The 15,725-nt window shown below is 36.2% G+C and carries 14 protein-coding genes and 2 pseudogenes; all 16 read left to right on the plus strand.

What is annotated here, in order from left to right:
• Nucleotides 1-55 precede the first annotated feature (55 nt).
• The 16 genes and pseudogenes from P4S61_RS10340 (at nucleotide 56) to P4S61_RS10415 (ending at nucleotide 15,537) form a co-directional block, all read left to right on the plus strand.
• Nucleotides 56-2,731, plus strand: a complete 2,676-nt coding sequence (locus P4S61_RS10340) for an SLBB domain-containing protein (protein ID WP_182759022.1) — start codon at nucleotides 56-58, stop codon at nucleotides 2,729-2,731.
• Nucleotides 2,732-2,973: 242 nt separating this feature from the next.
• Nucleotides 2,974-3,423, plus strand: coding sequence for an MraY family glycosyltransferase (locus P4S61_RS10345; protein ID WP_337118226.1), 450 nt, complete (start codon nucleotides 2,974-2,976; stop codon nucleotides 3,421-3,423).
• 8 nt (nucleotides 3,424-3,431) lie between these two features.
• A complete protein-coding gene (locus P4S61_RS10350; protein ID WP_337118227.1) occupies nucleotides 3,432-3,866 on the plus strand; it encodes a hypothetical protein in 435 nt (144 codons plus the stop codon).
• Nucleotides 3,866-5,163 (plus strand): annotated as a pseudogene (gene tviB / locus P4S61_RS10355) (Vi polysaccharide biosynthesis UDP-N-acetylglucosamine C-6 dehydrogenase TviB). Before P4S61_RS10350 ends, tviB begins: the two are co-directional and overlap by 1 nt.
• 14 nt (nucleotides 5,164-5,177) lie before the next feature.
• Nucleotides 5,178-6,134 carry a Gfo/Idh/MocA family oxidoreductase gene (locus tag P4S61_RS10360; protein ID WP_337118228.1) on the plus strand — a complete coding sequence of 319 codons (957 nt, stop codon included), beginning with the start codon at nucleotides 5,178-5,180 and terminating at the stop codon, nucleotides 6,132-6,134.
• A gap of 2 nt (nucleotides 6,135-6,136) precedes the next feature.
• Nucleotides 6,137-6,712: an acyltransferase gene (locus tag P4S61_RS10365; protein ID WP_337118229.1), complete on the plus strand. Its 576-nt coding sequence runs from the start codon at nucleotides 6,137-6,139 to the stop codon at nucleotides 6,710-6,712.
• Nucleotides 6,713-6,822: 110 nt separating this feature from the next.
• Nucleotides 6,823-7,793, plus strand: a pseudogene (locus P4S61_RS10370) (DegT/DnrJ/EryC1/StrS family aminotransferase).
• A 27-nt stretch (nucleotides 7,794-7,820) separates the two neighbouring features.
• A complete protein-coding gene (locus P4S61_RS10375; RefSeq protein ID WP_182759028.1) occupies nucleotides 7,821-9,008 on the plus strand; it encodes a glycosyltransferase in 1,188 nt (395 codons plus the stop codon).
• Nucleotides 9,001-10,278: a lipopolysaccharide biosynthesis protein gene (locus tag P4S61_RS10380; RefSeq protein WP_337118230.1), complete on the plus strand. Its 1,278-nt coding sequence runs from the start codon at nucleotides 9,001-9,003 to the stop codon at nucleotides 10,276-10,278. The genes P4S61_RS10375 and P4S61_RS10380 overlap by 8 nt, the downstream gene beginning before the upstream one ends.
• Nucleotides 10,279-10,449: 171 nt before the next feature.
• The gene (locus tag P4S61_RS10385; RefSeq protein WP_337118231.1) at nucleotides 10,450-10,875 is read left to right on the plus strand and encodes a glycosyltransferase family 4 protein; all 426 of its coding nucleotides are present in this window, start codon (nucleotides 10,450-10,452) and stop codon (nucleotides 10,873-10,875) included.
• Complete coding sequence (locus P4S61_RS10390; RefSeq protein WP_337118232.1) at nucleotides 10,860-11,546, plus strand: glycosyltransferase; 687 nt, start codon at nucleotides 10,860-10,862, stop codon at nucleotides 11,544-11,546. The genes P4S61_RS10385 and P4S61_RS10390 overlap by 16 nt, the downstream gene beginning before the upstream one ends.
• A gap of 132 nt (nucleotides 11,547-11,678) precedes the next feature.
• Nucleotides 11,679-12,527 (plus strand): hypothetical protein, encoded by an 849-nt coding sequence (locus tag P4S61_RS10395; protein ID WP_337118233.1) that lies wholly within the window; start codon nucleotides 11,679-11,681, stop codon nucleotides 12,525-12,527.
• A 386-nt stretch (nucleotides 12,528-12,913) separates the two neighbouring features.
• The gene (locus tag P4S61_RS10400) at nucleotides 12,914-13,576 is read left to right on the plus strand and encodes a glycosyltransferase (RefSeq protein WP_337118234.1); all 663 of its coding nucleotides are present in this window, start codon (nucleotides 12,914-12,916) and stop codon (nucleotides 13,574-13,576) included.
• Entirely contained in the window at nucleotides 13,573-14,370 is a 798-nt protein-coding gene (locus P4S61_RS10405; protein ID WP_337118235.1) for a hypothetical protein, read from the plus strand. Before P4S61_RS10400 ends, P4S61_RS10405 begins: the two co-directional genes overlap by 4 nt.
• Nucleotides 14,371-14,496: 126 nt before the next feature.
• Nucleotides 14,497-14,712, plus strand: a complete 216-nt coding sequence (locus tag P4S61_RS10410) for a hypothetical protein (protein ID WP_337118236.1) — start codon at nucleotides 14,497-14,499, stop codon at nucleotides 14,710-14,712.
• A gap of 90 nt (nucleotides 14,713-14,802) precedes the next feature.
• Nucleotides 14,803-15,537: a WecB/TagA/CpsF family glycosyltransferase gene (locus tag P4S61_RS10415; protein ID WP_337118237.1), complete on the plus strand. Its 735-nt coding sequence runs from the start codon at nucleotides 14,803-14,805 to the stop codon at nucleotides 15,535-15,537.
• The last annotated feature ends 188 nt before the right edge of the window (nucleotides 15,538-15,725 follow it).

Here is a 15,725-nt window from a genome sequence, read left to right on the forward strand (position 1 = left end):
GTAAATAATGTAGAATAGCCAATCTTTTGGCCGTTGTTCTAGGAAAAACCTACTTGTGATGCTTTTTAAACGATTTTTAATATTTTTTTTACTGCTAACGACTGCATCTGCATTTGCTTTCACTCCTACTGCATCGCAAATTGAACAATTTAAAAAGCTACCGAAAGCGCAGCAAGAAGCACTTGCTATGCAATATGGTGTTGATCTAACGAGTATCACTGGTAATCAATCATCACCTAGCGCAGCAGCAGAAGAACAACAAACTGTTTATCCGCGTCAAGAACAAGAAGAGCCAGTTTTAACAGACGAAGAACGCTTTGATCCACAAAGAGATGAAATCAAGCCTTTTGGTTACGAGTTATTCTCTGGTGAGCCTACGACCTTCATGCCAAGTGAAAATGCGGCTGTACCAGAAACATATTTAATTGGCCGCGGTGATCAACTAAAAATTAACTTTTATGGTAAAGAAAGTGAAAGCTACGAAGTTGTAGTGGATCGTGAAGGAAGAATTAATATACCTAACTTAAGCCCTGTCACCGTTGCTGGGCTTACATTTGGTGAAATAAAAGAACTTATTAAAGCTAAAGTTGAACAAGAAATTATAGGCGTAAAAGCGTTTGTATCTTTAGGTCAATTGCGCAGTATGCGTATTTTAGTGTTAGGTGAAGCATATAAGCCGGGTAGTTATAGCGTATCGTCGTTGACCACAGTATCGCATGCACTTTTTATTAGTGGTGGTGTATCAGACATTGCATCCTTACGTAATATTCAAGTAAAACGTGCTGGTAAAGTCATTGCAAACTTTGATCTGTATGAATTACTGATTAAAGGTGATAGTAGAAACGATATCACTTTAAAATCAGGCGATGTGGTTTTTGTTCCACCCGTAGGGGCCCAAGTTGCTGTTGAAGGGCTGGTTAAACGTCCTGCAATCTTTGAAATAAAAAATAATGAAACTGCCCAAGATATATTGAAAATGGCCGGTGGCTTAAAGCCAGAAGCGTATGCACAAAAAGCAATTATCGAGCGCTTTAATAATTACAATGCAAAAGAAATTTTATCAGTCGATTTTAGTGTTAACGATATCAACTATATTCCGCAAGATGGCGACAGAATCCGTTTTAATCCGGTAAGTTTACAGATTCAAAACTCAATTACCGTTATTGGTGCAGTAGCTCGCCCAGGAAGTTATCAATGGCATCAAGGTAAGCGTATTTCTGATGTATTTACGTCTGTTCGTGGTGATTTGTTACCACAAGCTGACCTTAGTTATGCTTTGTTAGTGCGTGAAATCAATATTGCAGGCGATATTGAGGTGTATCAATTTGATATTGCGCAAGCGATTGTAAAAGCAGCTGAACACGATTTAGAGTTGCAAGCAAATGACAAGTTATTAGTTTTTAGCCGCTTTGAAGCAAAAGAAGCTGAAGAGTTAGCGCTAACAAATATGGCACTGACCGAAAAACAACAGCAACAACAAATCAAAGTTGAGCAGTGGCATAAGTATCAAAAGAAAGAATTCGAAAAATACATAGGGGTTATTCAAAGTGAAGATCCTTTCAAAAAGCCTGATGACGGCGCCAATTTAACTATTGCTCAATTGGCCAAGCAAAGAAAAGCGGCTGAAGAGGCTGCTGAGCTTGCGCCTGAAGATTATTCAATCTTTAGTCGCTACAACATATTAAAACCAATCAAAGCTAAATTAAAACAGCAAGCTTCAGTAACTCAAGCCATGCAGTTAATTGAAATAAATGGTCACGTTGCTTACCCAGGTGTATATCCATTAACAGTAGGCGCTGAAGTTAACGAACTAATTATAGCCGCAGGTGGGTTACTTGAATCTGCTTATACAGAGCAAGCTGAAATTACCCGGTTATTAGCTGGTGATGCTTCTAAAGTCGAGCACATAAAGTTTAATTTACATAAAGCTATGCTAGGGGAACTTGGTGATAACCGAAAACTGCGAAGTAAAGATAGTTTAAATGTATTCTCAATCCCTAACTGGCAAGAAAATGTAAAAGTTGAGTTAAAAGGTGAAGTTAAATTCCCTGGAATTTATACAATTCGTCGTGGTGAAACATTGACTAACCTACTAGAGCGCGCAGGTGGGTTCTCAGAGTTTGCTGAAGAAAAGGCTGCGATTTTCACACGCGAGTCGATTCGTAAACAAGAGCAGCAGCAATTAACTAAGTTATCAGAAGAGTTACGTCGTGATCTTGCGCAAAAAAGCTTTGAGAAAGGCGCCAGAACGTTATCGTACGATGAGATGAACAAGTTACTTATCGACTTAGCAGATATAGAAGCGGTAGGGCGACTCGTTATTGATCTTCCTTTAATCGTTGAAGATAAACAAAAGCTGGTTCTGCAAGACGGCGATACTTTATATGTGCCAAGTAAGCGTGACTCTATCAGTGTAATAGGCGAAGTAAACTATGCCACATCTCACTTATTTAAACCGGGTATTTCATATAATGATTACATCGCCCTTAGTGGTGGTTTAAAAGAGCGCGCTGATGATGGGCGTATATACATTATTAAAGCCAATGGTTCAGTAAAAATTCCAAATTCAGGAAGTTGGTTTGCTGTCAATGATTCACAAATGCTAGAAGCTGGTGACACAATCGTTGTTCCATTAAATTCTGGTTATATGGATAACTTGACTCTATGGAGTACAGCAACACAGATCATTTATCAGCTAGGTGTAGCAGTTGCTGCTATTAGTAGTATTTAAGGTGCTGTATTTTTTATTTTCATTTATTGTTTCAAATACAGTAAATGGTGCCGTTAAAAGATCAATTAGGTTTTTTAAATGAAATATTTATTTGCGATTGTTATTTCTTTTGTACTTATTGCGATCTTGTACCGACTTGTAAATTGGTTAGGGTTAGTTGATCGCCCATGTGAAAGAAAAAAACATGTAGGAAATATCCCTCTAATAGGGGGCTTAGTATTTTTATTAGTTACTCAATTTCTATGTTGTTTTTCGCACCACCTTCTAATGAATTGTACCTATTTATAATTGCTTCTTCGTTAATGGTTTATATTGGTGTGCTAGATGATAAATATGATTTGTCGGTACGTTCTAGGTTGATAGGTCAGTTTATTATTTCATCGTTTCTGATTTATGGGCTAGGATTTTACATCGAAAACTTGGGAAACCTTTTCACGTTGGGTGATGTGCATTTGGGTGACGCTGGTATTATCTTTAGTTTCTTCCTAATTGTAGGTGCTATTAATGCGTTCAATATGATTGATGGGATTGATGGGCTGCTAGGAAGTATTTCGATCACAGCATTTGGTAGTCTAGCATTCCTTGGGTTTTATTATGATAATGCTTATTTATTTCAAGCTTGTGCGTTATTTATATGTTGTTTAATTCCTTTTTGTTCGCTAATTTGGGGATCTTTCCTTGCACTAAAATAAAAGTGTTTATGGGTGATGCAGGCTCAATGCTTATAGGTTTTGCTTTGCTTTGGCTGTTTATACAAAATGTTGAACAACAAAACACAGATACATCTTATAGGCCGATTGTCGGTTTATATATTATAGGTTTGCCATTGATAGATATGATTGCTTTAATGTTCCGTAGAATTAAAAAAGGAAGGTCGCCATTTAAGGCTGATCGTGAGCATATACATCACATTTTTATAAAATCAGGGTTTACATCTCAACAAACCCTTTACCTACTTTGGTCTGGATCATTACTATTTGCGTTAATCGGTTTGTTATTAGAAGTTAATAATACGCCTGAAAGTTTAATGCTCTTCATTTTTGTAATAACTTTTATCGCTTATACATCAGTAATTATGTATGCATGGAAGTTTAGTCGTTTTATTAATAAGTTTAAAAGCAGAGTTGAAAGTTAATGCGCAATGAAATATCAAATGTCTTCGTTACCAATGAAATGAAAATAGCAGTAATTGGCTTAGGTTACGTAGGCCTTCCATTAGCAGTTGAGTTCGGTAAGAAATATCCGGTTTTAGGCTTTGACATTAACCAAAAGCGTGTTGATGAATTAGAAGCAGGTCATGATGCTACATTAGAAGTAAGTGATAACGAACTTGCTGACGTAAAAAATCTAACCTTCTCTTGCAACAAGCAAGATTTAGCAGAATGTAATGTTTATATAGTAACAGTACCGACACCTATTGATGAGAGTAATGCGCCAGATTTAACGCCATTACGTAAGGCATCAGAATTGTTAGGTGAATTTGTTAAACAAGGTGATGTGGTCATCTATGAATCTACAGTGTATCCCGGTGCAACCGAAGAAGTGTGTTTACCGATAATTGAAAAGGTATCAGGGCTCGTATTCAATCAAGACTTTTTTGCAGGATACTCACCAGAGCGTATTAATCCAGGTGATAAAGTAAATACACTAACAAAGATAATGAAAATTACTTCGGGCTCTACTCCTGAAGTTGGCGATTTTGTTAATAATTTATATGGCTCAATTATCACTGCAGGCACGCATTTAGCTGGCTCTATAAAAGTGGCAGAAGCTGCGAAGGTAATTGAGAATACGCAACGTGACTTAAATATCGCAATTATTAATGAATTTGCAAAGATATTTAACCGCCTTGGCATTGATACAGAAGAAGTATTAAATGCTGCGGGTACAAAGTGGAACTTCTTAAGGTTTAAACCTGGTCTAGTGGGGGGCATTGTATTAGTGTTGACCCTTATTACTTAACTCATAAAGCGCAAGAGGTAGGGTACCGTCCCGAAGTCATTTTAGCGGGCCGTCGTATTAATGATGGTATGGGCGAGTATGTTGCAACTCAATTAGTAAAAAAACTTTCAAGCCAAAAGATTCACATCGATGAAGCGAAAGTGTTGGTATTAGGTTTTACCTTCAAAGGCGATTGCCCCGATGTACGTAATACAAAAATTATAGATATTGTAAATGAGCTTAATGATTTTAATATGAGTGTTGACGTTTATGACGGCTGGGCGAACCCTGCAGAAGTTGAGCATGAATACGGTCTGTCTCTAATTAGCTCATTAAAAGAAAATCACTACGATGGCATCGTGTTAGCGGTTGACCACAGTGAATTTAAAAAAATGGGCGTAGAAGTTATCCGTAAACTAGGTAAGGACAAGCACGTACTATACGATGTAAAACATGTATTTGGCCCTAAAGACTCAGACATTAGATTATAAGAAAGGATTTTAAGATGAAAAATTTCGCCCTTATTGGTGCCTCCGGTTACATTGCTCCACGCCACTTAAAAGCAATTAAAGAAACAGGTCACAACCTACTTGTCGCTATGGATATCAATGATTCAGTGGGTATTATGGACAGTCACTTTCCTGATGCTGAGTTTTTTACCGAATTTGAAGACTTTACCGCCTTTGTTGAAGACTGTGATATGAAAGGCCAAAAGCTTGATTATATCGCTATTTGTAGTCCTAACTACTTGCATGCACCGCACATGAAATATGCACTTAAAAATGGTATTGACGTAATTTGCGAAAAACCATTGGTACTGCACTCTGAAGATATGGATATTCTAAAAGAGTATGAAGAAAAATATGGCGCAAACGTAAACTCCATACTGCAATTAAGACTGCATCCGTCAATTATTGCCTTAAAAGAAAAAGTGGTTGCAGCCCCTGCGGATAAAGTCTTTGATGTTGACCTAACCTATATGACCTCGCGCGGTAAATGGTACATGAAATCATGGAAAGGTTTCGACCATAAATCGGGCGGTGTAGCGACTAATATCGGTGTGCACTTTTACGATATGCTGCATTTTATTTTTGGTGACCTGAAACATAATGAGGTTCATTTTAGAGATGAAAAAACATCTAGCGGCTACCTTGAGTATGAACGTGCACGCGTTAAATGGTTCTTATCTATTGATTCGAATAATTTACCTGAAAATGCGGTTAAGGGTGAAAAACTGACCTACCGTAGTATTACTATTAATGACGGTAATAATACTGAAGAGCTCGAGTTTTCAGGTGGCTTCACTGATTTACATACACAGAGTTATCAAAATATCTTAGCGGGTAACGGCTTTGGTATTGATGAAAACCGTGTCGCGATTGAAACGGTTGAAAAAATCCGTGAAATGCCAGTTGCAGAGGCAGGCAGCAAAGCGCATCCATTACTTTCAAAGGTATTATAATCATGAACTACCATGTGCATGAAAGCGCTATTGTTGATGCTGGCGCAAAAATAGGCAGTGACACACGTGTTTGGCATTTTGTGCATGTGTGTAGTGGCGCCCAAATTGGTGATAAATGCTCATTAGGGCAAAATGTATTTATAGGTAATAAAGTCAGGATTGGTAATAACGTCAAAATACAAAATAACGTATCGGTTTACGATAACGTTCATATTGAAGACGATGTGTTTTGCGGGCCAAGCATGGTATTTACTAACGTGTATAACCCGCGTTCGTTCATTGAGCGAAAAACAGAATATCGTGATACCTTGGTAAAAAAAGGCGCGACACTGGGCGCTAATTGCACCATTGTATGTGGTGTAACAATTGGTGAGTATTCATTAGTGGGGGCGGGTGCCGTGATTAATAAAAATGTCCCCGCATTTGCATTGATGGTGGGCGTGCCTGCCAAACAAATCGGTTGGATAAGCAAGTATGGTGAGCAGTTGGATTTGCCCCTTACAGGTTATGCAAGCGCAACTTGTGAACACACCGGCGAGCAATATCAATTAGAAAATGATTTGGTCTCAATTAAATAATTTTAGAAGTTATCAAAATGCAATTTATAGATTTAGCTGCGCAATACCAATACTTAAAAACAAAAATAGACGCGCGAATTAAAACAGTGTTAGACCACGGCAAGTATATTATGGGGCCAGAAGTGCAAGAGCTTGAAGAAGAGCTTGCAAGCTACGTGGGTGTTAAACATGCAATCACATGCGCTAACGGCACCGATGCGTTAACACTTGCTATGATGGTGCTTGATATTAAAGCGGGCGATGCTGTTTTTGCCCAACATTTACGTTTTTTGCCACAGCTGAGGTCATTGCTTACGAAGGTGCAACACCAGTATTTGTGGATTCAGATGAAGCCACATTCAACATTTGTCCAATAGACTTAGAAAAACGCATTCAAGCAACAATGGCAGAAGGTAAATTAACCCCAAAAGCGATTATAGCGGTTGACTTGTTTGGCTTGCCAGCGAACTACCTTGAAATTCAAAAAATTGCTGATAAATACAACCTAAAACTAATAGAAGATGCCGCACAAGGGTTTGGCGGTAGTATTGATGGTAAGCGTGCTGGTGGTTTTGGTGATATCGCCACAACCAGCTTTTTCCCAGCAAAGCCGCTGGGTTGTTACGGTGATGGTGGTGCTGTTTTTACAAATAATGATGAGTATGCAGAGCTATTAAAATCATACCGTGTACATGGTAAGGGAAAAGACAAGTACGATAACGTACGCATAGGTATGAATAGCCGCCTAGACACCATTCAAGCAGCGATATTACTTGAAAAGCTAGCAGCGTTCCCAACAGAGTTGATTAACCGTAACAAAGCTGCAGATAACTACGAGAAGGCATTGTCAGATACATATCAAACACCACAAGTACCAGAAGGCTATGTCAGCTCATGGGCGCAATACACGCTTGTATCTGCAAATCGTGATGCAGATATGGCGGCTTATAAAGAGCAAGGTATACCTACCATGATATATTATGGTACCTGTATGCACGAGCAAACCGCATTTAGGGAATTGGGGTATCAAGCTGGCGACTTTCCAATTGCTGAAAAGTTGGCAAAATCTGTGTTTAGCTTGCCAATGCACGGCTATTTATAGACTATCTAACTTGAGTGTTGAAAAGCTATGACTATCGAAAAAAAACTGCACGTATTAGTGATTCCATCCTGGTATCCAAAAGATGCAAATGATGCTAGAGGGAGCTTTTTTCGAGAGCAAGCCAAGGCTCTTCAGCGGCAAAATTTAAAAGTTGGTGTAATTACTCTGGAAATGAATGGTTTTAGCTCTTTAGCTAAGGGATATACCAGGCCTATGCTTGATGTTGAAATTGATGGCGGCCTTCCTACTTTCCGTTACTTTTATACTAATTTAATACCAAAACTAGATAAGTTGATCACAACTGGTTGGGTTAAAAGAGGGGAATATCTATTTAATCAATATGTGGCTAAATATGGTATGCCAGATATTATACATGCCCATTCGATATTTAAAGCAGGATTTTTAGCTGAATTTTTAAGTGAAAAATATAAATTGCCATTTGTATTAACTGAGCATAGTTCCGCTTTTGCGCGTAATTTAATTACGAGTAAACAAATACAAAGAAGTAAGACTATTATTAATTCAGCCAAAGCAATAATTGCTGTTAGTGAGGAATTTAAGACATTATTGGATAGTATTTATTTTACAAATAAGTGGGAATATATTCCAAATATTGTGAATGAAGAATTCTTTAATAAAGCTGAAAAAAACATAAACTACCATCATAATGATAAAACTACATTTCTAACAGTTTGCGCATTATTGGATAAGAAAAAAGTTGATATCCTGATCCGTGCTTTTTTTGAACTCCAAAAAAAATGCTCAGATGTTCAACTTAAAATTGGTGGTGATGGCCCAGAAATGTCAAATTTGTGTGCTCTAGTCAAGGAGTTAAAATTACAGCACTTAGTGACATTCTTAGGTAAACTTTCAAGAGAGCAAGTCAAAGATGAAATGCTACGCTCTGACATATTTGTACTACCAAGCGAATATGAAACCTTTGGGGTGGTTGTTATAGAGGCACTTGCTTCAGGTAAGCCTGTAGTAGCAACAAAGTGTGGCGGACCAGAGTCAATAATATCTGATGCTGTAGGACGTTTAGTTGCTGTAAATAATCCAATATTAATGTCGCAAGCGATGGAAGAGGTTTACCAAAAACTAGACAGTTACAATAGTGACTCGATACGGAATTATTGTTATGAGAAATTCAGTGAGAGTGCGGTCACGAGTAAAATTATTAATCGGTATACTGATATTTTGATTAACAATGGGTAAGAATAAGCTACTTGGTTATGCACTTGGCCCATTAGGCTCTGCGCTATTGGGTTTTATTAGCTTACCCATAGTAACAAAGTTCTACTCTGTTGAGGATGTCGGGAGAGTTAGTCTACTACATGTTGTTAGCAGCTTAATGGTACTACTATTTTGTTTGGGCTTGGACCAGGCTTATGTAAGGGAATATCACGAATCAGATAATAAGTTTCGCTTGTTTAAGTCTGTTACTTTACCTGGGCTACTATTAATGTTTTTGAGCTTACTGGCTGTCTATTCTTTTGATGGTAATGTAATAGCTAACTGGGTCTATTCTATTGAAGATAGCGCTTTATCTTTGCTGACTATAATTTGCTTTTTGTCAGCTTTTTTATCTAGGTTCTTGTCACTAATATTGCGAATGCAAGAGCGATCTTTTGCATACTCTATGAGCCAAGTACTACCTAAACTGTTCTTCATTTTTTTTATATTTTTGTCTTATTTCTTTTTAGAGCTCCTGGATTTTAAGGTGTTACTTTCAGCTCACATGCTGTCAATTATTTCTGTGCTGCTTATTTACACATGGAATACCCGATTTGAGTTAAAAGGTGCACTTAATGAAAAAATTAATAAAGAAGAGCTTATTTCGTTGTCTTATTTTGGCTTTCCACTTGTGTTTGCTGGCCTAGCATTTTGGGGGATGAAGGTCATAGATGTATTTTTCTTGCGCTGGTTGGCTGGTTTCACTGATTTAGGAGTTTATTCCGTAACTCTTAGTATTGCCGGAGGTGCAGCGCTCGTGGGCAGTATTTTTAACATTGTGTGGGCACCTCTCGTATATAAGTGGCAAAGTGAAAATAGAGTCGACTTTACTAAAATAGATAATGTTCTTGAGCACCTGCTTGCTGCAGTATATTTTTTGGTTGTTTTTTCAGGCTGTTTCGCCTGGATATTAATGTACTTATTGGACGGAAAAAGTTATGCGGCTGTTCAGTATTTACTAAGTATTTGTATATTAGCGCCTTTACTTTACACGCTTTCAGAGGTAACAGGTGTGGGGATTCAAATCGTTAAGAAGACAAAACTCTCAATGTATGCCTCTATTTTTGCATTAATAATTAATGCTATGGGGAACTATTTTTTAATTCCCAATCTAGGGGCTGCAGGTGCGGCTATATCTACGGCGCTATCATTTTTGGTGTTTTTTATTCTGCGTACAGAATTTTCTAACAAAGTATGGAGAAAAAGAGGCTATGGTAAAGTTTATTTAGTATTGTTTTTTTGCTTATATTAACAGCATCTAATGCTTTTTTTGGAGCTGAATTACCTAGTTCTATCTGGTGGGCTTGTATAATTATTGGTTTTGTAGTTTTTAAAGAAAGTATTACAGAAGCAGCTAGATTTGTGTTGAAAAATAGAGCGATTTAAACCGTTTATAGAAAAATTAACTAATGGATGTTATGTAGTGAAAGTAGCTAATATTGTTTTAAATGATTTTACTAATGACAGTAGGGTTTTAAAAATATCCAAAACGCTGGGTAAGTCAGGGGCACATGTAACCGTATTTGCTATGCACAACGAAGGTCTAGCAGAGTTTTCAGAAGAAGAGTTTTTTACTACACAGAGAGTTAAACTTAGTTCACGCAAGTGGTCGAAGAGACGTATCATTCAAGTGGTAAAATATATTGAATTCATATTTCGTACTTTTAGCAGAACTAAGGGTTATGATCACATCCATTGTAATGACCTTAACTCTTTGCCTATTGGAGTGATGAGGAAGCTTGCTAGCTCAAAAGTTAAATTAATTTATGATGCTCATGAATATGAAACTGAGATGAATGGTGTACAAGGGATAGAGAAAAAATTATCAAGGTTATGGAAAAGCTTTTAATAGGCTTTGCAGATAAGGTTATCACTGTAAGTGACTCTATAGCTGAAGAGTATGTAAGGCTCTATAATATTGAAAAGCCGCACCTTGTTTTAAACTGTCCTGCCTATATCGACGTTTCAAAAAATAATTTATTTAGAGATAATTTTGCGATTCATGCTGAACAAAAGATTTTTTTATATCAAGGTGCTCTGAACAAGGGACGTGGTATTGAAATCTTACTGGAAGCTTTCAAAAAGTTAAATGATAGTACAAAAGTTTTGGTTATCATGGGGTATGGTGAGCTAGAAAAAATAGTAAAACTTGAAGCGGATAATAGCCAAAACATCTTTTTTCAACCAGCGGTTAAGCCAGAAGTAGTTTTGAATTATACTTCTTCCGCTGATTTTGGCGTTTCATTCATTGAAGACTCATGCTTGAGTTACAGGTATTGTCTCCCTAATAAGATGTTCGAATATACCATGGCAGGTTTACCAGTCTTAGTGTCTAATTTAGTTGAAATGAAGAAGTTCGTCGAAGAACACTCTGTGGGTGTTGTATCTGATGAAAATACAGTGAATGGGTTTTATGATGCATTTAGTAAAATAGAAGAATTTGATTACGAATCTTTAAAAAGTAATTTGAAAAAGTTAGAAAAAGTTATTGTTGGGAGTCTCAAGAGGTCGAACTTTTGAAAGCTTATAAAGAGTTAGTCTAGATAATGAAAATAACCCATAAAAACCTTTGGTAATATAAATGAATACACATACTGATAATAATAGCGACGTGGATATCTCCAAGTTTATTAATACGCTTTTAAAACAAAAGTGGTACATTTTTTTGCAACTGCTATCGCAGTTGCGATTGGCCTTTATCACGTACTGAATCTACCTAATTATTATACCTCTAGCGTGGTCTTGGTATCTGAAAAAAGTGAAGATAGTGTCGGAAGTGGTTTAGGGAAGTTAACTAGTTTAGCTGGTATATCAATGCCTAGATCTGGTGCTGATAAGCTTTCAATAGCCATTAAATTATTGGAAAGTAGAAATTTCATAGGTAAATTCTTTGAGGAAAATAAATTAGAGGCTGATTTTTTCGCGGTCAAAGAATGGGATCAAACTAGTAACAGTCTAGTTTATAACTCTGAAGTTTATAAAGATGGTAAATGGTTAAGAAAAGAGAGTGCTTTAAAATCAAGTAAGCCAACTTACAAGGAACTTACTGAACGCTTTATAAATAATAATTTGGTGTATAAACAAGATAAAGAGTCTGGCTTTATGTCTATTTCAGTTACTCACTATTCTCCATATATAGCTAGAGATACACTTGAAAGTTTAGTCAATTTTATTAACGAAGAGTCTAGACTTAAAGCAATAAACACGTCAAATAAAAAAATAGAGTATCTAGCTGATGCAATCCAACGTACAGAGAATGCCAGCATGAAATCAGCATTTTACGATATGTTGTTATTAGAAGAAAAAGATAAAATGCTTGCCTCAGTTAATTCTGAGTATGTATTCACAGTCCTTGACCCTGCATTTTTACCATCAGATAAGGCAGGACCCAAAAGGCTTATTATATTAATAATGTTTGCTTTTGTAGGTGGAGTCATTGGTACATTAATAGCACTTCTCAAAGAGTTTTTCTTCAAAGGAAAGAGCAATGAAGAGAGTTGATTACTTTTCTTTAATTGACTTTATGAACAGCCCAGGAGTAGCAAATAAGTTAGTTAACACTGTAGAGGCATTTAACAAGTCTGGTTATGATGCTAATAGTTACTTTTTCCCTTTATCAGTAAAAGGCGGGCTTAAAATGTTAGTGGCAGCCAGTAAAAGTAAGGCTGACTTTATTATAATTAGGTACTCGCTGATTTTTGCGCCATTGCTTTTCTTTGTAATATGTTACTTAAGAATGAGCGGAAAAAAGTAGTTGTGGATGTCCCTACACCAAGAACTGTGGTGGCGAAAGAAACTCTTCATGCAAAAAAAAGAGTATCCTTAATATTTTCAAATTCGTAGTATTAATCCTATCGGGATCATGGGTACTTTGGCCTGCAAATAGAGTGATTCAGTATTCAACAGAATCTACATGGTTCTCGTTTGGTTTATTATCTAAAACAAAGAAAATGGGTAATGGTATAATAGTTGAAAATATGCCCTTATCTGAATCTAAGTGGGATGGCAAACAGCCTATAGAGATTATTTCAGTTGCACTTATAGCGTATTGGCATGGCTACGATCGATTAATAAGAGCTATGCACGAGTTAGAAAAAATAAAACCAAATATGTTTAACTTGACTATTGTAGGAGATGGTGAAGAGCTTGAGGCTTTAAAAAAGTTAGTATTAGAGCTTAAATTGTCAAACATTAGGTTTACTGGAATGTTAGATCACAACGGTTTAAATAAAGAATTCAGTAAAGCACATATTGGTGTTTCTAGCTTAGGGCTGCATAGAAAAGGGCTATATGAAGCCGCGGATCTTAAGACTAGAGAGTATGCTGCGAGAGGCTTAATGATATTAGGAGCTGGGGAAGATATAGATTTTTCAGATGAAATAGAATTTAGGTTAAAGGTACCTTGTGATGAAACCATAGAGCCGATAATTGATGCCCTTCAAGGAATAACCCTAGATACTATCGTAAGCAAAGAAAAAGTGAGAACGTTTGCATTAGAAAGGTTATCTATGGAAGTTAAAGTCAAAGAAATGCTCTTAAGGTTGTCATGAAGTTAACAAAGCCACTTTGGTTAGGTGAAAGCTATAAATTATTAACTTCAATGGTTTTTTTAATATGCTTCCTACTTTCATTATCATTCTATGTGATGGGGGTTGAGTTATATTTCACTCTTGTCTTTGATTTACTAATATTTTCTAGCGTATTATTGTTTAAAACAACTCGTTTGTTTTCAGTACTTATTGTTTTACTACTATCCTATATTCTCTACCATATTTTTTATGTTTATTATTATTTTAGTGCCGCACACCTTAGGGATTTGTTTCTATCTCTTAAATTTACTCTTTATTTTCTTGTGTTGTGCAGCATTTTTAAAAGGGAAATTATAACAAAAGAGTATTTTTCTTTTGGCTTTTCAGCTTTATTGGCTTTCTTCTTTGTAAAGTATACTGTTGCTCACTTAATGGGTGACAGCCGGCCGCCACTTTATACCGAAAATAACTTTGAAATGTGCTTTCTGTCAGTGCTTTATTTAGTTTATGTTTATTTAGGCAAGTCAAATAGCTGGAAGTTTATTTTATTTTCATCTGTTATTTTATTGTCTGGTTCAAGATCTGCAATTATTTGTTTGTTATTGTTGTATCTATACCAGTTTAGGCCTTTTTATAAAATAAGTATTACTCAACTATTGAAACTTTTGGCGCTATTCATCATTGGCGCCTTAACCTTGATGGTAATAATGTCACGAATGACAGCCGGAGGACTAGAAGAAGTAGATAGGTATATATTTTTAATGGTTTTTTTGATAACATATCCGATTGGGGGTAAAAGAGTATCTTGTTGGTAACTCCCCTTTAACGCCGTTATCATCCTCATCATGCTTGCAATTGAGTTACTATCAGAGCTTATTTTCTAAAGTAAGTGATGGTGTTTGTTATCCTTTGATATTGCACCTTTTTGGTTAAGAATTTTCATGGAACATGGATTGGTAGCAATTATTGTAACATTCTTATTACTTGTGTCGATTTTAAAACAAAAAGGTCTTGATACTAGAGGCTCAATTTTTATTTTAGCATTAATTTCAGTTAATGGACTTTCAGTGTCGGCATTCAGTAGTTCAATAATATTTTTCTCTTTAATTATTATTGCCTTAATGAAACCTTTTAGCGAGATTGAAGCACAAAGTTAATTTCACTTTTAGTGGGGTGGAGCCCTTTGTTATATTGGTTGTAACCTTGTTAATCTTAAATACACTTAGACATAAGAGTTGGGTATCTAAATGAAATATGTCGAAAACGATTTAGACAAAAAAATAGTTTCTAAAAATGTATGGAAAAAAAAGCTTGAAGAAATATACATTACGGCTGAACGAGGAAAAATAATAGCGACTTTCGTAAATCCTTTCTCTTATTCACTTTTATTAGAAAAACCAGAACTAATAAAGCAGTTCAATTTGATATTTTCTGATGGTTCTTTACATACAAAACTACACAACTTATTTTGCGAAAATGAAATAGATAGAGTTAGTTTTGATTTATCTTCTATAGCTAAAGATACTTTGCTAAGAGCCCAAGAACAACAGCTAAAAGTTGCATTTATTGGTGGGAAACCAGAGCATGCAGATGTTTTACCTACTAAGTTACTTGCTCTTTTTCCTAATTTAGTTATTTCCTATTGTAGGAATGGTTATTTTCACTCTGAAGGTGAGAAACAATATTGCTTTACAGAGCTAGAAAATTCTACACCTGATATAATTATTGTCGGTATGGGAACCCCTCTTCAAGAAAATTTTCTATTACAATGTGTTGAAAGAGTTAAATCCGCAAGAGAGTTTTACACTTGTGGTGGATTTTTAGAGCAAACCGCAACTAAGGGAGATTATTATCATCCTTTAGTAAAAAAATTAGGCTTACGCTGGTTACAAAGAGCAATTATGCATAAACATGTTCGTGAGCGCTTAATTCATGATTACCCGAGATTTATAGTTAAATACTGTCTGTCCCACTTTAAATAGCAATGAACCCCATTAAACATGAAAAGTTTTAATGGGGTTTTTTATAGACACTACCCTAATTAAGCACGTATACCCAAGCCACCTCAAGATGCAGAATTCAGCGTTTCACAGGTGCTTAATATCAAGGCGTTACTTTGCAAGAATAGCAGTCCCTTTTAAGAAGTAACAACGATGAGGTATGTGCCTGT

The sequence above is a fragment of the Pseudoalteromonas sp. B160 genome (assembly GCF_037162485.1).
Classification (GTDB): Bacteria; Pseudomonadota; Gammaproteobacteria; order Enterobacterales; family Alteromonadaceae; genus Pseudoalteromonas; species Pseudoalteromonas rhizosphaerae.

What these genes read in the sequence shown, in the direction of transcription:
- P4S61_RS10345 (WP_337118226.1), top strand. Translation starts at nt 2,974, where the DNA reads ATGTTGTTTTTCGCACCACCTTCTAATGAATTGTACCTATTTATAATT.
- P4S61_RS10350 (WP_337118227.1), top strand. Translation starts at nt 3,432, where the DNA reads ATGGGTGATGCAGGCTCAATGCTTATAGGTTTTGCTTTGCTTTGGCTG.
- P4S61_RS10360 (WP_337118228.1), top strand. Translation starts at nt 5,178, where the DNA reads ATGAAAAATTTCGCCCTTATTGGTGCCTCCGGTTACATTGCTCCACGC.
- P4S61_RS10365 (WP_337118229.1), top strand. Translation starts at nt 6,137, where the DNA reads ATGAACTACCATGTGCATGAAAGCGCTATTGTTGATGCTGGCGCAAAA.
- P4S61_RS10375 (WP_182759028.1), top strand. Translation starts at nt 7,821, where the DNA reads ATGACTATCGAAAAAAAACTGCACGTATTAGTGATTCCATCCTGGTAT.
- P4S61_RS10380 (WP_337118230.1), top strand. Translation starts at nt 9,001, where the DNA reads ATGGGTAAGAATAAGCTACTTGGTTATGCACTTGGCCCATTAGGCTCT.
- P4S61_RS10390 (WP_337118232.1), top strand. Translation starts at nt 10,860, where the DNA reads ATGGAAAAGCTTTTAATAGGCTTTGCAGATAAGGTTATCACTGTAAGT.
- P4S61_RS10405 (WP_337118235.1), top strand. Translation starts at nt 13,573, where the DNA reads ATGAAGTTAACAAAGCCACTTTGGTTAGGTGAAAGCTATAAATTATTA.
- P4S61_RS10410 (WP_337118236.1), top strand. Translation starts at nt 14,497, where the DNA reads ATGGAACATGGATTGGTAGCAATTATTGTAACATTCTTATTACTTGTG.
- P4S61_RS10415 (WP_337118237.1), top strand. Translation starts at nt 14,803, where the DNA reads ATGAAATATGTCGAAAACGATTTAGACAAAAAAATAGTTTCTAAAAAT.